Origin of the sequence: Glycomyces tenuis DSM 44171, from assembly GCF_000427885.1 — a bacterium.
Lineage (GTDB): Bacteria > Actinomycetota > Actinomycetes > Mycobacteriales > Micromonosporaceae > Glycomyces > Glycomyces tenuis.
In genome coordinates, this window is sequence record NZ_ATYW01000004.1 from 241,530 (window position 1) to 259,008 (window position 17,479).

The following is a 17,479-nucleotide window of genomic DNA, read 5'->3' on the forward strand; positions in this document are numbered from 1 at the left end:
CCTCCCTGAGTGCTCGGCCCGGCCGGGCCGGGGAGGTATTACCCGACTCCGGCGCCGATTACACCGCGTGCCGGATGGATTCGGCTCGGTCACCGGCGCGAATGCCGCTCGAGGAAGCGGTAGACCTCGGTCTCGTCGACGCCCGGGAAGGACCCCAGCGGCATGGCGGCGAACTGCGTGGAGGCCGCCCGCGCCGTCGGCCAGACCTGCCCCGCCCAGGTCTCGGCCAGCTCGCGCGGCGGGTTGCGGCAGCAGTCGGGCTCGGGGCAGCGCGAGACCGACCTGGCGGTCGTCTCCTTGCCGCGGAACCACTTCGCCGCCTCGTACGGCACGCCGATGCTCAGCGAGAACTCCCCGTCCGGCCCGCGCTCGGTCCGGGCGGTGCACCAGTACGTGCCAGTGGCCGTGTCGGTGTACTGGTTGAACGCGTTGAACTTGTCGGGCACGTCGAACACCTGCCGGCTCGTCCAGTACCGGCACACCGGCTGGCCCTCGATCGCCCCGGTCGGGTCGGTCGGGAAGGCCACGTCGTCGTTCTCGTAGGCCTTGAAGACGACCCCGGACTTGTGGACCTTCTGGAAGTGGGTGCGGACGCCGAGGTGGTGCGTGGCCAGGTTCGTGAAGCGGTGCGCGGCCGACTCGTAGGACACCGCGAAGTTGTCGCGCAGGTCCTCGACGGCGATCTCCTTCTCCCGCATGGCCTCCCGCAGCAGCCGCACCGCGCTGGCCTCGGGGATCAGCAGCGCGGCGGCCAGGTAGTTCGTCGCCACGCGCTGGCCCAGGAACTCCAGGTAGGTCTGCGGCACCTCGTGCTCCAGGACGTGGCTCGCGATCGCCTGGAGCAGCACCGTCCTCGGGTCGTGCGAGGAGTCCTTGTTCGGCGTCAGGTAGATCCGCCGGTTGCGCAGGTCGGTCACCGAGCGCGTCGAGTGCGGCAGGTCGTCGACGTGGTGGAGGGTGAACCTGAGATACGCGGCCAGGCCGGAGATCTGGTGCTGCGACAGCGGCCCGCCCGCGTAGTCCACGTGGCTCAGCAGCGCTCGGGCCTCGGCCTCGATGTCGCCGAAGTAGTTGTCCTTCTCCCGCATGCGGCGGCGCAGCTCGGTGTTCGCCCTCCTGGCCTCCTCCGGTGTGGCCGCGTGCAGGTTCACCTGGCGGTCCACCTCGCGGTGCAGGCCGACGAGGGCCTCCAGCACCTCGGTCGGGATGCGCGAGGACGGCTTCACGCTGGGCAGGCTCAGCGCCCGGTACTGCTCGCTGCGCTGGGCGCGTTCGAGCTCGATCTCCAGTGCCACGCGGCGGTTCGGCGGCTCGGCCCCCAGCAGCTCGTCCGAGCTGACCCCCAGCGCCCGCGCCAGGGCCCGCAGCATCGACAGCTTCGGCTCCTTCTTGCCGTTCTCGATGAGCGACAGCTGCGATGGCGCCGTGCCCACGGCCTCGCCGAGGCCGTCGAGGCTCATCCCGCGCCGCTTGCGCAGGTGCCGGATCTGCTTGCCGAGGCTGATGAGGTCGACGGCCGTGTCCTCGTCGGCCGACAGCGCCGCCGCCTCGGCCGCGCCCCACGGCCGGTGCTCCGCCGGCGGCTCCGCGCCCGCCGGAAAATTCTTTGCCATTTCTTCATTATTAGCGAAGAACCGCCGATCTTTCCACAGAGAACGGCTTTCTCGCGCGGTCAGGGCGGGAAAAAATGCTGTTACCTGCAAGTAGTGACCGCCTCGGGGCGGGTCACCAGGGACCTTGGGAGAAGACGATGTCCGAGATCGCACACGAGCAGCGCCTCGCCGCCGAGCGGCTGGCCCTCGAATGGGCCGCCCACCCGCGCTGGGCGCACACCGCCCGCGACTACCGCAGCGACGAGGTCGTGCGGCTGCGCGGCCGCGTCACCGAAGAGCACACCCTGGCCCGCCGCGGCGCCGAGAAGCTCTGGGACCGGCTGACCGCCGACGCCGCCTCCGGCGGCTACACCCACGCCCTCGGCGCGCTCACCGGCAACCAGGCCGTCGAGCAGGTCAAGGCCGGGCTGCGCGCGATCTACCTCTCGGGCTGGCAGGTGGCCGCCGACGCCAACCTCGCCGCCCAGACCTACCCCGACCAGTCGCTGTACCCGGCGAACTCCGTCCCGCAGGTGGTGCGCCGCATCAACAACGCGCTCATGCGCGCCGACCAGATCGAGTTCGCCGAAGGCGTCTCGACCGTCGACGACTGGCTCGTCCCGATCGTCGCCGACGCCGAGGCCGGCTTCGGCGGCCCGCTCAACGCCTACGAGCTCATGAAGGCCATGATCGCCGCCGGCGCCGCCGCCGTCCACTGGGAGGACCAGCTCGCCTCCGAGAAGAAGTGCGGCCACCTCGGCGGGAAGGTCCTCATCCCCACCTCCCAGCACCTGCGCACCCTGAACGCCGCCCGCCTGGCCGCCGACGTCGAGGGCGTCCCGACGCTCATCATCGCCCGCACCGACGCCGAGGCGGCCACGCTGCTGACCTCCGACGTCGACGAGCGCGACGCGCCCTTCCTCACCGGCGAGCGCACCGCCGAAGGCTACTACCGGGTCCGCGGCGGTCTGGAGCCGTGCACCGCCCGCGCGAAGGCCTACGCGCCGTACGCGGACCTGCTGTGGATGGAGACCGGCACGCCCGACCTCGAGGCGGCCCGCGCCTTCGCCGAGGCGGTCAAGGCCGAGCACCCCGAGCAGATGCTCGCCTACAACTGCTCGCCGTCCTTCAACTGGAAGCGCCACCTGGACGACGACACGATCGCGAAGTTCCAGCGCGAGCTCGGATCGATGGGCTTCACCTTCCAGTTCATCACCCTCGCGGGCTTCCACGCCCTCAACTACTCGATGTTCGACCTCGCCCACGGCTACGCCCGCGACGGCATGAGCGCCTACGTCGAACTCCAGGAACGCGAGTTCGCCGCCGAGGAACGCGGGTACACCGCCACCAGGCACCAGCGCGAGGTCGGCACCGGCTACTTCGACCACGTCACGAGCGCGCTCAACCCGAGCGGCTCCACCCTGGCGCTGGCGGGCTCCACCGAGACCGGGCAGTTCTGACCACCACCGGCACTCGCACCACGCAAGGAGAACACCGATGAACACCATCACCGAGACCCGCCCCGCCGAGGCGGTGACCGTCGCCGGCCCCGCCGTCGAACGCCAAGACGAGATGCTGACGCCGAAGGCGCTGGACTTCCTCGCCGAACTGCACCGCGCGTTCGTCGGCCGCCGCCAAGAGCTCCTGCAACGCCGCCAGGAGCGCCGCACCAAGATCGCGAACGGGATCGACCCGCACTTCCTGCCCGAGACCGCCGCGATCCGCGACGACCTCACCTGGTCGGTCGCGCCGCTCGCGCCCGGCCTGGAGGACCGGCGCGTCGAGATCACCGGCCCGTGCGACCGCAAGATGACGATCAACGCGCTCAACTCGGGCGCGAAATGCTGGCTGGCCGACCTGGAGGACTCCTCGACGCCCAGCTGGGCCAACGTGATCGGCTCCCAGCTCAACCTCATCGACGCGATCGAGCGGCGCATCGACTTCACCACCGACGAGGGCAAGAGCTACCGCCTGAGCGGCCGGGGGCTGACCGACCTGCCCACCGTCATCGTCCGGCCGAGGGGCTGGCACCTGGCCGAACGGCACCTGAGGATCGACGGCGTCCCGATCAGCGGCAGCCTGGTCGACTTCGGACTGTACTTCTTCCACAACGCCGAGCGCCTCGTCGAACTCGGCCGCGGCCCCTACTTCTACCTGCCGAAACTCGAGTCGCACCTCGAGGCGCGGCTGTGGAACGACGTGTTCGTCCTCGCCCAGGACCTGCTCGGCATCCCGCAGGGGACCGTCCGCGCGACCGTCCTCATCGAGACGATCACCGCCGCCTTCGAGATGGAGGAGATCCTCTACGAGCTGCGCCGCCACTCCTCGGGCCTGAACGCCGGCCGCTGGGACTACATCTTCTCGGTCATCAAGAACTTCCGGGAGCGCGGCGCCCGCTTCGTCCTGCCCGACCGGGACCGGGTGACCATGACCCAGCCGTTCATGCGCGCCTACACCGAGCTGCTGGTCCGCACCTGCCACCGGCGCAGCGCCTCCGCCATCGGCGGCATGGCCGCGTTCATCCCGAACCGGCGCGACCCCGAGGCGAACGCCGCGGCGCTGGAGAAGGTCAGGGCCGACAAGACCCGCGAGGCCGACGACGGCTTCGACGGCTCCTGGGTGGCCCACCCGGACCTCGTCCCGGTCGCCATGGACGTCTTCGACGAGCACCTCGGCGGCCTGCCCAACCAGATCGACCGGCTGCGCGAGGACGTCGTCCCCGACGCCCGTGCCCTGCTCGACGTCGCCGCGACCGAAGGGGACGTCACCGAGCGGGGGATCAGGGCGAACATCGAGGTCGGGATCCGCTACGTCGAGTCCTGGCTGCGGGGCGACGGCGCCGCCGCCATCAACGGCCTGATGGAGGACGCGGCCACCGCCGAGATCTCCCGCTCCCAGATCTGGCAGTGGATCCACTGCGAGGCGTGCACCGACACGAAGCGCGTCGTCACCCGCGAATGGGTCGCCGAACTCGTCCGGGAGGAGTTCGCCTCGCTCGAGCGCTTCGACGGCGACCGCTTCGACGACGCGCTGGCGGTCTTCACCGAATGCGCGCTCGGCGAGGACTACCCGACGTTCCTGACCCTGCCGGCCTACGCGCGCTACCTCGGCTAGCCGCGTCCCAGCCGCCGCGCACCGGTCGGCCCCGCCCGGACAGCTGGCGCCCGGGACCCGAGCGGCCGCCGTGCGACACGGCGCACCGGCGCCGGGCGACGCGAGTCGCCCGGCGCCGTTCGGCTACCTCCAGTGGTCCGAGACGCTGCTCCACGGCATGCCGGCCGCGGCGCTGCCCGGATCGTCCAGCAGACCGCCCAACTGCATATTGATCGTGCGCAGCCGCTCCGGCTCGCCCCGGTCGATCGCCTTGCGCCCCTCTTCGAACAGGCGGTCGGCCTGGGCCGGGCTGCGCATGTCCGAACGGCGCTGCGCCAGATCGGCGAAGAGCATCGTCTGGAGCACCGGACCCCGGTCGAGGACGCGCATCACGTGCTCCTGGAGCTCGGCGATCCGCTGCCGCAGCAGATCCGGGTCCCGCGAATCGACCGCCTCCGCGATCCGCCGCTCGTACAGCGGCAGGTTCTCCCGGTCGCTCTCGCTGCCGTGGGCGGTGATGAGGTCCCGCGCCTCCGCCGTGACGGCCTCGGCCTCCTCCACCAGCTCCGGCCAGCGCAGCTCGTCCTCGACCGCGTCGATCGCGATCCGCAGGTCGATGATCCGCTTGTGCGCGGCCAGCGCCTCGTCCTGGCTCGCCCGGGCCGCCCCCACGAGCGTGACGACGTCGTCGGCCAACCGCTCGTCGTCGATGCGCGCCAGGTGGATCTCGGCCAGCGGGCTGTCGACCGCCCGCTGGCGGTCGCGGACCACCGCGAGCCTCGCCAGCTCCACGCCCGACAGCTCCTCGAGCTCGGCGTGGCTCGGCGCGGACTCGGTGTTCAGGTTGATCGTGTGCTCGAAGACCTGGTCGAGCAGCGGGACCTCGATGCTGGCGCGGACGATCCTGGAGGCGTCCACGTCGACGGTCAGCTTGACCTCGCTCCCGACCGGGACGGTGCGGGAGACCTGCCCGGCGTGGATCTCGATCCTGCCGATGCGCCTGTTGCGGTCGCCGCGCGCGTGCTCGCCCTCGAGGACCGGGATCGGGATCATGCCGCCGCTCTCGCCCCGGTGGAGGGTCACCGTGGTGCGCAGCGGGATCACCTGCCTGGTCGGCAGCGGCGTGCCCTGCGGGATGAGCGTCTTCATGCGATTCCCGTCGAGCCCGACGCCGATCGTGGTGCCGAGCGTCTGGCTCTCCTCGACGCCGCCGACGGTGTACGTGAGCCGGTCGGGACTGACCGGCAGGAGCGTCCCGTCGGCGTCGGCCAGCTCGATCGCGTAGGTGTGCCTCCGCCCCCTGGTGGCCCACAGGCTCGTCGAGAAGTGGCCGCGGTCGGTGAGCCTGATCTTGCCGCTGCGCCAGGCCGGGTCGGCTTCGCGGTCGACCAGTTCGACGGTGAGCCCCGCCGCCGGCGATCCGTCCTCGCCGGATACCCGGCCCATGACGACCGGGTCGAGGTCGGGACTGACCCTGGGGTATTCGAGCTCGACGGTGTACCCGCCCGGCGCGGGCGCGTCCTCGGGTCCGGCCTCCAGCGGCTGCGCGCCCGCGAAGATCGCCGCGCCCCTGGCCACCACCGTCATCGGGTCCTGATCGAACTCGAGCGGGATGCCGAGGCCGGCGACGGGGTCGGCGACGCGCTCGCGCAGGTACGGCATGGCGGTCTGGCCGCCGACCATGATGACCTTCTCGATGTCGCCGGGCCCCACGCCGAGCCCCGCCAGGGCGTCCCTGCACAGGTTGACGGACTTGGCCACGACCGGCTCGGCGAGCCGTTCCACGTCGGCGCGGCGCAGCTCGCATTCGAACTCGTGGCGCCGCCCGCGCCGGTCCTCCAGTTCGAGCTCGAGCCACGTGCTCTCCAGCATGGACAATTCGATCTTGGCGATCTCGGCGTTGCGCTTGAGCTTGCCGACCGCGCCCGCCCAGCGGGCGTCGCCCCGCGAGAGCCCGCTCAGCGCCGGGACCTGCCGGACGGCCTCGGGGATGAGCAGCTCGTCGACGATCTTCCAGTCGATGACCTTGCCGCCCAGGAAGTTGTCTCCGGCGTGGCGCACCACCGAGAACTCGCCGTCGCGCAGCCGGATCACCGCCGCGTCGAAGGTGCCGCCGCCGAGGTCGTAGACCAGCCACATGGCGTTCTCGTCGGTGGACTGGAAGCCGTAGCTGTGCGCCGCGGCGGCCGGCTCGGGCAGGAGCGGCGAGGACCGGAGCCCGGCGAGTTCGGCGGCGCGCCTGGTGGCGTCGCAGGCGCTGAGGTCGAACGCGGCGGGCACGGTGATGACGGCGGAGCGCACCTCCTCGCCGAGACGGCTCGCGGCGGTGGCGCGCAGTGACTTGAGGACCTCGGCGGACAGCATCTCGGGGGTCATCGGCGTCCCTGCGAGGGTCTTGACCGGGTCGACCTTGCCCATGCGCAGCTTGAACTCGACGCAGGTGTGCTCGGGATCGGACTCGCTGCGCTCGCGCGCGGCGCGGCCGATGTGGAGCCGCCCGCGCCGGTCGGCCCACACCGCCGAGGGCGTGGTCTCGTCGCCGTCGTTGTTCTTGAGGACCTCGGTGCCCACGTCGCGCAGCACGGCGATGGCGCTGTTGGTGGTGCCCAGGTCGATCCCGAAGTCGATGGTGGTCCTGCTCATTCGTCCTGCTCCTTGTCGGCCGGGGGGTCGGGCTCGGTCTCGGGGATGCCGACGATGACCTCCCCGAGGCGGATCGGCTCGCCCCGGACGAAGACCGCGGGGCTGACGGTCTCCAGGACCCGCTCGCCGTCGAGGCCGGGGGTCGGCTGGAACGCGAGGACGCGCAACCGCATCCCCGAGTCGTAGGCGACGCCGTCGTAGCCGCGGGCCTCGACCCCGGCGGCGGCGAGCGCGTCGCTGACGCCGAGGACGTACCGGTGGAGCGGCCCGTCGGGAACCTTGTTCCCCAGCCGCCACACCGCGGTGGCGACCTCGGCGAGCGACCGCTCATCGATCGGGACCGGCATGGTGGAACCTCCTTGGTGGATGGTCATCGGACGATCAGCCAGCCGCCGGCCAGCATGACGTTCACCTCGGGGTCCTCCGCGAGGCGCGAGCGCCGCGACTGGCGGTGCTCCTGGACGAACTGGATCAGCAGGATCGCGACGCCCATGCCGAACATCCACCACGAGACGTCCGACAGCGCCAGCGAGGACATGAACATCACGAGCGCGAGCAGCGTGAACGCGGCTGTGAAGAGCAGCCCCTTCACGATCCGCAGGAGGGTCACGCCGAGGCGCTTGCGCAGGCACCGGTGGCAGCACGGCACGGCGAGCTGGTGCACGTCGGGCCGGGGCGCGCCCGGCACGAGCCTGGCCATCAGGACCTCCCTGGTGTGGCGGGCGACGGCGCCGCACAGCACGCAGTGCGGGGACCGCGGCACCGACTGTCCATAAGGGTCTTGACCGAATCGGTCCGCCAGGCCCAGCTCCTCGAGCAGGCGTCCGTGCTCGGTGCCGCGCAGGTGCGCGAACGGGTCGGCGCTGTGGCGCGGGAACGGCTCCGGGGCCGGCCGCGAGACGGCCTCGATGTCGCGGATCGCCTTCGTGATCTGGTCGCGCAGCTGCCGGTCGTTCGCGAGTTCGAGCGCCCCGCGCAGCGCCGGGAGCACCGTCGAGGCGTCCGCCCCGGACCTGATCCGCCCGTTGGCGAAGTCGACCAGGATCACCAGCGACGTGCCGGCGACCTCGTCGCACAACCGAGCGTGCGCGTCGGCCTCCAGGCGCCTGAGGCGCTTCAGCGGCTCCCGGGTCTCCTCGATGAGCCGCCGCTGCGCGGCCGGGTCGTGGTAGTGGGCCCGCGCGGGCTTGCGCAGCGCGGCGTTGCAGCAGGCGATCACGAGGTTGTAGGTGATCGTGGCCGTGTCCGCGTCGATCCGATCGGTCGCGACCCCGCCGCCGAGCTTCGCGGCGCGTTCGAGCCAGTCGATCGCCCGCCGCAGGTCGTCGCGCCGCTCGGTGGACTCGTCCGAGCCGAGGCGGTTGACGGCGGCGACCACGCAGTGGCGGATCCCGGTGGCGAGCTTGTCGGCCACGCCGGAGACGGTCGGATGGTCGTCGCCGAGGACGGCCCGCAGCGTCGTCAGGCCGGTCTTCGCGCCGTCGAGCACGGGGCCGCAGACCTCCCAGTAGTCCTCGCGGACCCCGGCCGCCTCGGTCGCCTGCTCGGCGAGCGACCTGAGGCGCGCGATCTCGGGCTGGACGGCCGCGGTCAGAGCGCGGTCGATCGCGTCGTCACCGAGCCGGGACTTGCGCGCCGCGGCGACGAGCTTGCCGGTGCGGGCCGTGCTCCCCGACGAGACGGCCAGCTGCGCGTGGGCGCCGAGCAGCGCGTCGGGCAGGCCCGCGCGGATCGCGGCGACGGCCCCGGCCTTGAGCTGCGGGTCGCCGGTCGCCTCGACGCGCCGCGCCAGCCAGTTCCAGCACTCCTCTTCGGCCAGCACCCGCCGCCAGCGCTTGTAGGCGGTCTGCCAGCGTGCGGCGATGTGCTCGGTCCCGTACCGGCCCTCGACGGCGCGGAGATGATCGGCGATCGCCAGGTTGTGGGCGCCGACGGCGGCGTCGAGCGCGTCGTCGCCCCCGAGCATCCGGTGCCACAGGTTCCTGGCGCCGGTCAGGGTCGCGGGCCGCTCCCGGTCGGGTTCGGGCCACAGCCAGAAGAACTCGTCGAGGATGCGGACCGTCGGGTCGCGCAGCCGCCGCAGGGCCGCGAGGACCTCGGCGGCGGACGGCTTGGGCGAGGCCCGCATCAGCATGTCCTCGATCCGCGGGGGCTCGCCGCCGAGGCGCTCGGCGGCCTCGATCTCGTTCGCGCGGCGGCGGATCTGCCGAGGCGCGGCGTCCACCGGCAGGCCGCTGAGCCGGAAGGCGTTGCGCCGGTAGAGGTCGACGCTCGCGATCGAGGTCAGGTCGATTCCAGTGTGGTCAAGGCGCCGACTCTCCTGCATGCCCGGCTCCGCTCTGCTGCGACGGTAACGGCGGCGAGTCTCGAGACTCCCACGGCCACTGCGGGACCGGTCCCGAGGCGTTCAGGATAGGAATCGTGCGCCAGTCCTCAGTGGCGGAGCGGTGCGGGGCCGTGCCCCGGCGAGGGCGTCCTGGCCGTCACCTCGGCGCCGTTCGTGAGCGACGCGCAGGGCTATTCGTCGACCCAGTAGTTGTCGTGGTACTCGAAGAACGCCTTCCGCTCCTCCTCGCTGAGCTCGCCGAGGGTGGCGAGCCCTTCGAAGTAGCCCTCGCGGGGCGCGCCCGGCGCGAACAGCAGCAGCATCGAGGCCGGCTCGCCCGAGACGTTCCGGAAGCCGTGGACGCCGCCCTCGGGCACGTACAGGAAGTCGCCGGGGGTCGCGTCGATCCACGTCTCGCCGTTGTACAGGCTCACCGTGCCCGACAGGATGTAGAACGACTCCGAGATCGTCTTGTGGAAGTGCGGGTCGGGTCCGGACCGGCCCGGGCCCATGTTCCACTGGTACAGGCCGAACTTGCCGCCGGTGGAGGCCCCGGTGGCGAGGTAGTCGGCTGATCCGCCGTTGCGGAACAGCAGCTCCGCGGGGTGGTCGGCGGCCCGCATGACCGCGCTGACCTCCCCGGTCTCGCCGAAGTACTTCGGCTCCGGATACGACATCGATCAGCTCCGTTCGCTCGCCCTCAGCGCCGCCTCGTGCAGGCGCCGCATAGAGCGTATCGCCGAGCGGATCTCCTGGAGATAGCCGCTGGAGGTGTACTCCCGTCGGAAGTGCGCCTCGGGAAGAGACCCCGTGTCGACGCCGACAGTGTCGACGGCGGCGCCGTAGGGCAGTCCCAGGTGCGCGACCGCGTCGCAGTGCTGGAAGGGCACGAACAGCGCCGAGGTGACGACCAGGACGCTGTCGCCGGGGGCGAGCTCGGCGACGTGGTCGGCCCAGAACCGGCAGGTGTCGACGGTGTCGGCCCGGCGGCGGTCGGGGTCGGAGGACGGGGCGGCGACGGCCTGGACCGCGAGCGGGCCGGCGGTGTAGGCGGCGACCTTCCAGGCGCGGCCGGGGTCTGCGGCCGGATCGCCCTCCCGCTCGACCGCGGGCGCGCCGGTGAGGCCGAAGGCGCGCCGGAGGCCCTCCTCCATCGCGTCGACCTCGTACTCGCCGCCGGTGTACCCGGCGAGCTCGGCGAGGCGGGCGTCGGCCGCGCCGAGCGGCCGGAAGCCGCCGACGCCGGTGACGCGCTCTGCCGCAGTGCCCTCTGCGAGCAGCTCGGCCGCGAACCTGGTGCGGAACAGGCAGGAGCTGACCAGGCCGCCGAGGACGAGCAGGTGCGTGTAGCGCCCGCGGGGCGGCACCGTGACGCCGCCGAGGCCCAGGGCGGTCGCCGCTTCGACGACGGTGCGCTCCTTGACCGGGTCGAGGCGCTCGGCGTCGGTCTCGTACCGTTCGCGTCCGGCCCGGAAGTCCCAGTGCCGCGCGGAGAAGGCGTCGAGGTAGTCGAGCCTCGCCGCGACGCCGTCGGGCGCCTCGCCGCCGAACTCGTCGAGGAGTTCGCGCATGGGCTTCGAGGCGGTCCATGTCTCGATGCCCGCGATGACCGACGTCGGGTCGGCGCCGTCGTAGTGCGGCAGCGGCACCGGGTCGTGGTTGGGCATGGCGGTCCGATCCGGTCGGGTGGCGGGCACGTCGCCGGACAGCGTAACGTGGCCCGGCGAGCCGCCGGGGACCCGCCTCGGCCGCGTCCGGCCCCGCGCCGGCCGCCACCGGTTCGACGGCGCCGTGCCGGGCGATTGGTGATACCTTTTCGCGCTAGAGGGTGACAAGGAGGGGCGTATGACGACGACCTGCCTGGTGGTGATGGGCGTGTCCGGTGTCGGCAAGAGCACCATCGCGAAGCGGCTCGCCGACCGGCTCGGCTGGGCCATGGCCGAGGGCGACGAGTACCACTCGGAGGAGAACATCGCGAAGATGGAGGCGGGGACGCCGCTCACCGATCAGGACCGGATGCCGTGGCTGCGGAACATCCGCGACTGGATCGGCGAGCAGGACGCGGCGGGCCGGAACACCGTCGTCACCTGCTCGGCGCTCAAGCGCTCCTATCGCGACATGCTCCGCCGGACCTCCGCGCGCGTCCTCTTCGTCCACCTCAGCGCCTCCGCCGAGGTCATCGCCTCCCGTCTCAGCGAGCGCACGGGGCACTTCATGCCTCCGCGGCTGCTCGACTCCCAGTTCGGCGACCTCGAGCCGCTCGCCGAGGACGAACCGGGGATCACCGTCGACGTCGCCGACTCGCCCGAGCACATCACCGACGAGGTCCTCAAGGAGCTGCGGCTCGCCCCCGAAGGGACCGCCTGAGCCGTGCTCCGGCGGGCCGCCCGGGCGCCCCGCCGCGACAGCAGGGGGACGCCCGGAGCGGCGCCGCTCAACTCCAGGCGCTCTGGACCGCCTGGTACTCCTCGTAGGTCAGCGGCAGGACGCTGCCGTGCCGCGGCCGTCCGGGCAGGCTGTAGCCCGAGACGGGCGTCCACTGCCCGCTCGAGAGATCGGTGGTCTCGAAGGGGATGTAGCCGCGGCCGCCGTACTCGTCGATGAACATGTACCAGCGGTCCTCGGTGTTGGACTTGAAGATCAGCGGGCCCTCGCCGTGGCTGATCGCGCCCGAGCCGATGCACTCGGTCTGGAAGGACCAGTCCGTGTTCGTCAGGGACGTCGAGGTCTCCGAGAGGATGAACTTGCCGCACGAGGTGCCGCTGCGCTCGTCCTTGGTGTAGCGGTAGTACGTCCCCTCGTGCTCGGCGACGGTCGAGTCGATGGTGGAGTAGCCCTTGTCCACCCACACGCTCGCCTCGCTGAAGTCCCGGAAGTCGGTGGTGGTCGCGTACATCATCCGGTGATGGGTGTCGTCCGAGTGGTCCGAGGTGCTGTAGAGCTTCGAGGCCCAGTAGACGACGAAGGCGTTCCGCGTCGGGTCCCAGTAGGCCTCGGGCGCCCAGGTGTTGCCCGCCGACGACGGCGAGACCCGCTCCAGGCGGGCCGAGCTCCAGTTCACCAGGTCGGTCGACTCCCACACCACCAGTGACAGGCTCCCGTGGCGCTGCGCGCGGTCCCAGTCGCCGTTGCCGTGGATCTTCAGGTCCGTGGCGATCATGTAGTACTTGCCGTCCTGCGGCGAGCGGACGATGAACGGGTCCCTCGCCCCCTGTTCGCCCACATCGGAGGTCATGACCGGCTGCCCGCCGTTGAGCGCGTCGTAGGCGAGGGGGTCGTTCCCGCGGCTGAGCGCGAAGTAGACCTGCTCGCCGTTCGCGCCGCCCTCGCCGTTCATGTAGGCGAAGAGGTAGCCGTACGGGTCCTCGGCGCTGCCGGAGCCGTCGTCGACCGGCACGAGCCGCCACTGCTGGTTGGCCGCGCCGGTGGGCGTGTACTGGGAGACGCGGGCCCCGGCCGAGGCCGACTGCTGCCACACGTCGAGGGCCTTGCCGGAGAAGCGGTTGACGAAGGTGGCGTAGCCGTCGGCGTTCTCGGTGACGCGCCACTGCTGGTTGGTGTTGTTCAGGTCGTTCCACTGGACGACCTCGGCGCCGTTCGCGGTGTCCCAGTCGTAGACGTCGAGCACGTGGCCCGAGTGCCCGGCCTGGATGCGGTAGTAGCCGCCGCCGGCGTCGATGAAGCGGAACTGCTGGTTGGCCGCGCCGGTGCGGTTCCATTGGATGAGTCCGGCGCCGGGCTCGGTGGAGGCGCCGTCGATGTCGAGCGCCAGACCGGAGCTGCGGGACTCCAGGACGTACCAGGTGCCGGTGTCGACGGCGGCGCCGGCGGGCGGGCTGATGAGGAAGACCGAGGCCAGTGCCAGCGCCAGCGCGGCGGCGAGGCGGTGCGGTCGTGGTCGGGTTCGCGGTCGCATGTTCGCTCCCAGGCGTGCGTTCGGGTGGGGACAATGAGGTCGGTGCCCGGGCGGGCACCGGCGGCGCTCGCGCGGGCGTGCCGGGTGGTGCCCTCGATCGCCGTTATATCAATACACATAGAAATATCAATGCTTATGCTAAGGGTTCAGAGGTTTCCTGGCGGCTCCCGGGGTTCCAGTCCTGGGAGGACCTGAGGTGATCGCCTCGCTCGCGGTCCTGCGGAGCGGGACTGCGAACGGGTAGTGATGGCGATCATATTCATTGGTCGGCTTCTGTGCGCTGCTCGTGTCGTACCTGGTCGTTACTGTTGTGGTCGTGGGCAAGCAGGTGGTGGCCGTGAAGCTGCTGCCGTCGCCGGAGCAGGCGGCGGCGCTGGAGCGGACCCTGCGTGCGGCCAACGAGGCGGCGAGTTGGGTCTCGACTGTGGCCTTTGCGCGTGGCCTGCCACGGGAGTACGCGCTGCGCCAGCACACCTACAGCGAGTTGAAGGAGCGCGGGCTCGGCTCGCAGATCGCGCAACTGGTCATCAAGAAAACCTGCCACGCCTACGCGACCATCGCCGGTTTGATCAAGGCTGGTCGGCTGCAAGGCAAGCGGGCCGTGAAAGCGACGGCGAAACCGGTGGTATTCCGGCCCGAGGCGGCGCAGGCGTTCGACGACCGGTGCCTCTCCTGGCAGATGGACGCCCGCGCCGGGAGCGCGGAATTCGCTTCGCCGGTCACCCCGACCAGCTCAAGACCCTGGAGCGGTACCGCAAGGGCGAGTCGGACCTGGTTTTCCGCGGCGGCAAGTGGTACCTGATCGCCACGGTCGAGGTCCCCGATGCCGAGATGAACACGGACCCGGCCGACTTCCTCGGTGTCGACATGGGCATCGTCAACATCGCCACGGCATCCGACGGCGACAACTACGAAGGGGCCGGGCTGCGCCGCTACCGCCAGCGCATGGCGAAGGTCCGATCCGAGTTGCAGGTCAAGGCCACCAAGTCGGCCAAGAAGAAACTCAAGGCCCGCGCCCGCCGGGAGGCTCGCGCGGTCAAAGACGTCAACCATCGAATATCGAAGCAGCTCGTCGCACAGGCTGAACGCACCGGACGCGGCATCGGCATGGAAGACCTTGCCGGTATCCGTGACCGGGTACGGCTCCCAGCCGCCCAGCGAGGCGAGCTCAACGCGTGGTCCTTCTATCAGCTCCAGGCGTTCATTCGTTACAAGGCGAGACGCGCCGGGGTGCCGGTCGTGGTCGTCGATGCGGCGAACACTTCGCGGCGGTGCCCGCGGTGCGGGCACACCGCCAAGGCCAACCGGCCGATCCGTGATGATTTCGCCTGTCGGCGGTGTGGGCTCGCTGGAGCCGCCGACCAGGTAGCCGCGGTCAACGTCAGAGACCGCGCACGTATGACCTGGGCTGTTGTCAACCAGCCTATTGTCGCCGACACGCCGCGGCCAGCGGCGGACACGAGCGACAAACCCCGGATCTTCAGACCGGAGTAGTCGACTGTAAGCCTCCGACGAGGCCGTGCATAGTCTCCGGGCGTTCTGGGAGGGCGTCCAGAACGGCGCTCTTGTGCGCCGTCGGGGCTCAGGACTTGATATTGATGTCTCTCTATGTTAGAGTGGGAGCGCTTCTACGGCATGTTCCGACGACGGCCAACCCTAGGCGTCGGCACCACAGGGGGTGCCCGCCGCCGTGATCCCCGCTGTCGTCCCGCACCCCGAGGGGATTTCATATGGCTTCAACCGCTTCAACATCAACTCCCACCGCCGCGCTGCGCGAGCCGGACGCTCCCGCGCCCGCCCTCCCCCCGCGCTCGCTCGCGGTCGTCAGGATCGTCCTCGGCTGGGTCTTCCTGTGGTCCTTCCTGGACAAGACCTTCGGCCTCGGATACTCCACACCCGACGGGCAGGCCTGGATCGACGGCGCCAGCCCCACGGCCGGCTTCCTCGCCAGCCGCGACGGCTCCTTCGGCGAGCTGTTCCGCAACATGTCCGATCAGGCCTGGTCCGAGTGGCTCTTCATGGGCGGCATGGCCGGGCTCGGCATCGCCCTCACGCTCGGCATCGGCCTGCGCCTGGCCGCCATCGGCGGCACGGTGCTCATGGCGAGCATGTGGATGTCGATGCTGCCGCTCAAGGACAATCCGATCGTCGACGTCCACGTCTTCTACATGGTCGCGATGATCGCGCTGGCGATCACGAGCGCCGGGGACCGGTGGGGCCTCGGACGCTGGTGGAAGGACCTCGGGCTGGTCCGCCGCCTCCCGATCCTGCGCTGACGCGACGCGAGACGACGCCCCGCGCCTCCCGGCGCGGGGCGTCGCCGTGTCAGGCGGTCACCACCACAGGCGCGGGATCCAGAACCCGCAGTGGTGCCCTTCGGCGATGCTGATCGATTCGATCGCCTCGGTGGAGAACGACATCGCGTTCCCTCGGTGGTACTGCTCCCACCCGCCGCCCGGGTCGCCGGTGCGGGCGAACTCGCCCCAGTGGTCGGTCAGCGTGTCGGCCAGTTCCAGCCGCTCGCCGGTCAGCGGGTTCGGAGCGAAGCGGTTGCCGAAGAAGTACCTGTCGTCGGCGCCGTGCCTGGCCCCCAGCGGGAAGTCTCCCGCGACCTCGCCGGTCGGCTCGGCGAACTCGTAGGAGTACACGGGGGCGTGCCACGAGGCCGCCTCCAGCGCCGGCACCTGCGAGCAGGTGCCCGCCAGGCCGCCGTAGTCGGTCAGCAGCGTCGCCAGCGCCAGGCTCGGCGTCTCGTGATCGCCCAGCGGGTACAGGTTCAGGATGGTCCGCGCGTCCCTGCGCCCGAACAGGTCCTCGACGATGCCGGGGTACTGCTCGGCGGTCACCGGCGTGCCCGGCCACTCGTAGGTCTTGGCGACGGCGATGCGCGCCTCGTCCTTGGTGGAGCCGTGGATGAGCGGTATGTCGGCGGCCTCGCCGCGGCTCAGCGCCACGATCGGCTGCCTCGGCAGCGCCTCGGTGCCGGCCACCGGGAACCACGGGTAGTCCGAGCGGTGCCGCGTGACGTGGGCGATCTCGTCGGCGCGCCACAGCACCAGCTCGGCCGGGTCGGTCTCGGCCAGGCACGCCATGGCGTCCTCGGCGTCGCCGCAGCCGACCGCCTCGGCCAGGTCCTCGCCCCTCGCCCCGGCCTCGTCCTCGGTCAGCACCTGGTTGGCGCAGCTGGCGCTCTGCACGATCGCCTTGTCGAACAGGCCCTCCGCTCCCGGGGCGGCGAGCTGGGCGCACACGGCGTAGCCGCCGCCGGACTGGCCCCACAGCGTGACGTTGCCGGGGTCGCCGCCGAAGGCCGCGATGTTCTCCTCGACCCAGCGCAGCGCCTCCTGCTGGTCGGCGAGCGCGAAGTTCCCCGCGTAGGGGTCGTCCATGTCGGGGTGCGACAGGAAGCCGTACGCGCCGAGCCGGTAGTTGGGCGTCACGACGATGACGTCGGAGCGCTCGACGATGCGGGCCGGGTCGTACAGCACTCCCTGGCCGCTGTTGAGGCCGCCGCCGTGCAGGAACACCATGACCGGCAGCGGCCCGTCGGCGTCGAGCGGCGCGTCCACGTTGAGGTACAGGCAGTCCTCGCTGCCGCCGACGGGCTCGCCTTCCTCCCAGCCTTCCTGGAGGCACGGCGATCCCGGCCGGGTCGCGTCGCGCACCCCGGTCCACGGCTCGACCGCTTCGGTGGCGCGCCAGCGCAGATCGCCGACCGGCGGGGCCGCGTAGGGGATCCCGAGGAAGGTGCGGTGGCCCTCCTCGACGGTGCCCTGGAGCAGTCCGCTCGGGGTCTCGACGAGCGACGGGTCGTCCGCGTAGGAGGGGGCACCGGCTACCGTGATCGTTGCGATTGCGGCCGCGAGGACCGCCAGGACTTTGAACGGTGTTGATCTCTTCATGCCCTCC

The 17,479-nt window shown here is 71.3% G+C and carries 14 protein-coding genes; 6 read left to right on the plus strand and 8 right to left on the minus strand.

What is annotated here, in order from left to right:
* Positions 1 to 89: 89 nt before the first annotated feature.
* Entirely contained in the window at positions 90 to 1,613 is a 1,524-nt protein-coding gene (locus YWW_RS0108240; RefSeq protein ID WP_026929758.1) for a helix-turn-helix transcriptional regulator, read from the minus strand.
* A gap of 137 nt (positions 1,614 to 1,750) precedes the next feature.
* Between YWW_RS0108240 and aceA the strand changes: the two genes are divergently transcribed.
* Both aceA and aceB read left to right on the plus strand, forming a co-directional pair.
* The gene (gene aceA, locus YWW_RS0108245) at positions 1,751 to 3,052 is read left to right on the plus strand and encodes an isocitrate lyase (RefSeq protein ID WP_026929759.1); all 1,302 of its coding nucleotides are present in this window, start codon (positions 1,751 to 1,753) and stop codon (positions 3,050 to 3,052) included.
* A gap of 37 nt (positions 3,053 to 3,089) precedes the next feature.
* A complete protein-coding gene (aceB, locus tag YWW_RS0108250; RefSeq protein ID WP_026929760.1) occupies positions 3,090 to 4,706 on the plus strand; it encodes a malate synthase A in 1,617 nt (538 codons plus the stop codon).
* Between the two features lie 123 nt (positions 4,707 to 4,829).
* Here aceB and YWW_RS29035 read toward each other — a convergent pair whose 3' ends face one another.
* From YWW_RS29035 to YWW_RS0108275, 5 genes are all read right to left on the minus strand, one after another.
* Complete coding sequence (locus YWW_RS29035; RefSeq protein ID WP_051325520.1) at positions 4,830 to 7,328, minus strand: Hsp70 family protein; 2,499 nt, start codon at positions 7,326 to 7,328, stop codon at positions 4,830 to 4,832.
* Entirely contained in the window at positions 7,325 to 7,675 is a 351-nt protein-coding gene (locus YWW_RS33880) for a hypothetical protein (protein ID WP_051325521.1), read from the minus strand. The genes YWW_RS29035 and YWW_RS33880 overlap by 4 nt, the downstream gene beginning before the upstream one ends.
* A gap of 23 nt (positions 7,676 to 7,698) precedes the next feature.
* A complete protein-coding gene (locus YWW_RS0108265; RefSeq protein ID WP_026929761.1) occupies positions 7,699 to 9,654 on the minus strand; it encodes a hypothetical protein in 1,956 nt (651 codons plus the stop codon).
* A gap of 191 nt (positions 9,655 to 9,845) precedes the next feature.
* Positions 9,846 to 10,331: a cupin domain-containing protein gene (locus YWW_RS0108270; protein WP_026929762.1), complete on the minus strand. Its 486-nt coding sequence runs from the start codon at positions 10,329 to 10,331 to the stop codon at positions 9,846 to 9,848.
* A 3-nt stretch (positions 10,332 to 10,334) separates the two neighbouring features.
* Positions 10,335 to 11,351, minus strand: a complete 1,017-nt coding sequence (locus tag YWW_RS0108275; RefSeq protein ID WP_211228481.1) for a hypothetical protein — start codon at positions 11,349 to 11,351, stop codon at positions 10,335 to 10,337.
* Between the two features lie 148 nt (positions 11,352 to 11,499).
* On the opposite strand from YWW_RS0108275, the gene YWW_RS0108280 reads away from it, so the two are divergent.
* Positions 11,500 to 12,021, plus strand: coding sequence for a gluconokinase (locus YWW_RS0108280; RefSeq protein WP_026929764.1), 522 nt, complete (start codon positions 11,500 to 11,502; stop codon positions 12,019 to 12,021).
* A 67-nt stretch (positions 12,022 to 12,088) separates the two neighbouring features.
* Here the strand turns inward: YWW_RS0108280 and YWW_RS33885 are convergent, their stop codons facing one another.
* Entirely contained in the window at positions 12,089 to 13,570 is a 1,482-nt protein-coding gene (locus tag YWW_RS33885; RefSeq protein WP_051325523.1) for an RICIN domain-containing protein, read from the minus strand.
* A 316-nt stretch (positions 13,571 to 13,886) separates the two neighbouring features.
* Between YWW_RS33885 and YWW_RS36830 the strand changes: the two genes are divergently transcribed.
* The 3 genes from YWW_RS36830 (at position 13,887) to YWW_RS0108295 (ending at position 15,846) form a co-directional block, all read left to right on the plus strand.
* On the plus strand, positions 13,887 to 14,372 hold the full coding sequence (locus YWW_RS36830) for a hypothetical protein (protein ID WP_162181554.1): 486 nt from the start codon (positions 13,887 to 13,889) through the stop codon (positions 14,370 to 14,372).
* The gene (locus tag YWW_RS36835; RefSeq protein WP_245595381.1) at positions 14,312 to 15,064 is read left to right on the plus strand and encodes an RNA-guided endonuclease InsQ/TnpB family protein; all 753 of its coding nucleotides are present in this window, start codon (positions 14,312 to 14,314) and stop codon (positions 15,062 to 15,064) included. The genes YWW_RS36830 and YWW_RS36835 overlap by 61 nt, the downstream gene beginning before the upstream one ends.
* Positions 15,065 to 15,300: 236 nt before the next feature.
* A complete protein-coding gene (locus YWW_RS0108295; protein ID WP_026929765.1) occupies positions 15,301 to 15,846 on the plus strand; it encodes a DoxX family membrane protein in 546 nt (181 codons plus the stop codon).
* Between the two features lie 57 nt (positions 15,847 to 15,903).
* Here YWW_RS0108295 and YWW_RS29055 read toward each other — a convergent pair whose 3' ends face one another.
* Entirely contained in the window at positions 15,904 to 17,472 is a 1,569-nt protein-coding gene (locus YWW_RS29055; RefSeq protein ID WP_051325524.1) for a carboxylesterase/lipase family protein, read from the minus strand.
* Positions 17,473 to 17,479 lie beyond the last annotated feature (7 nt).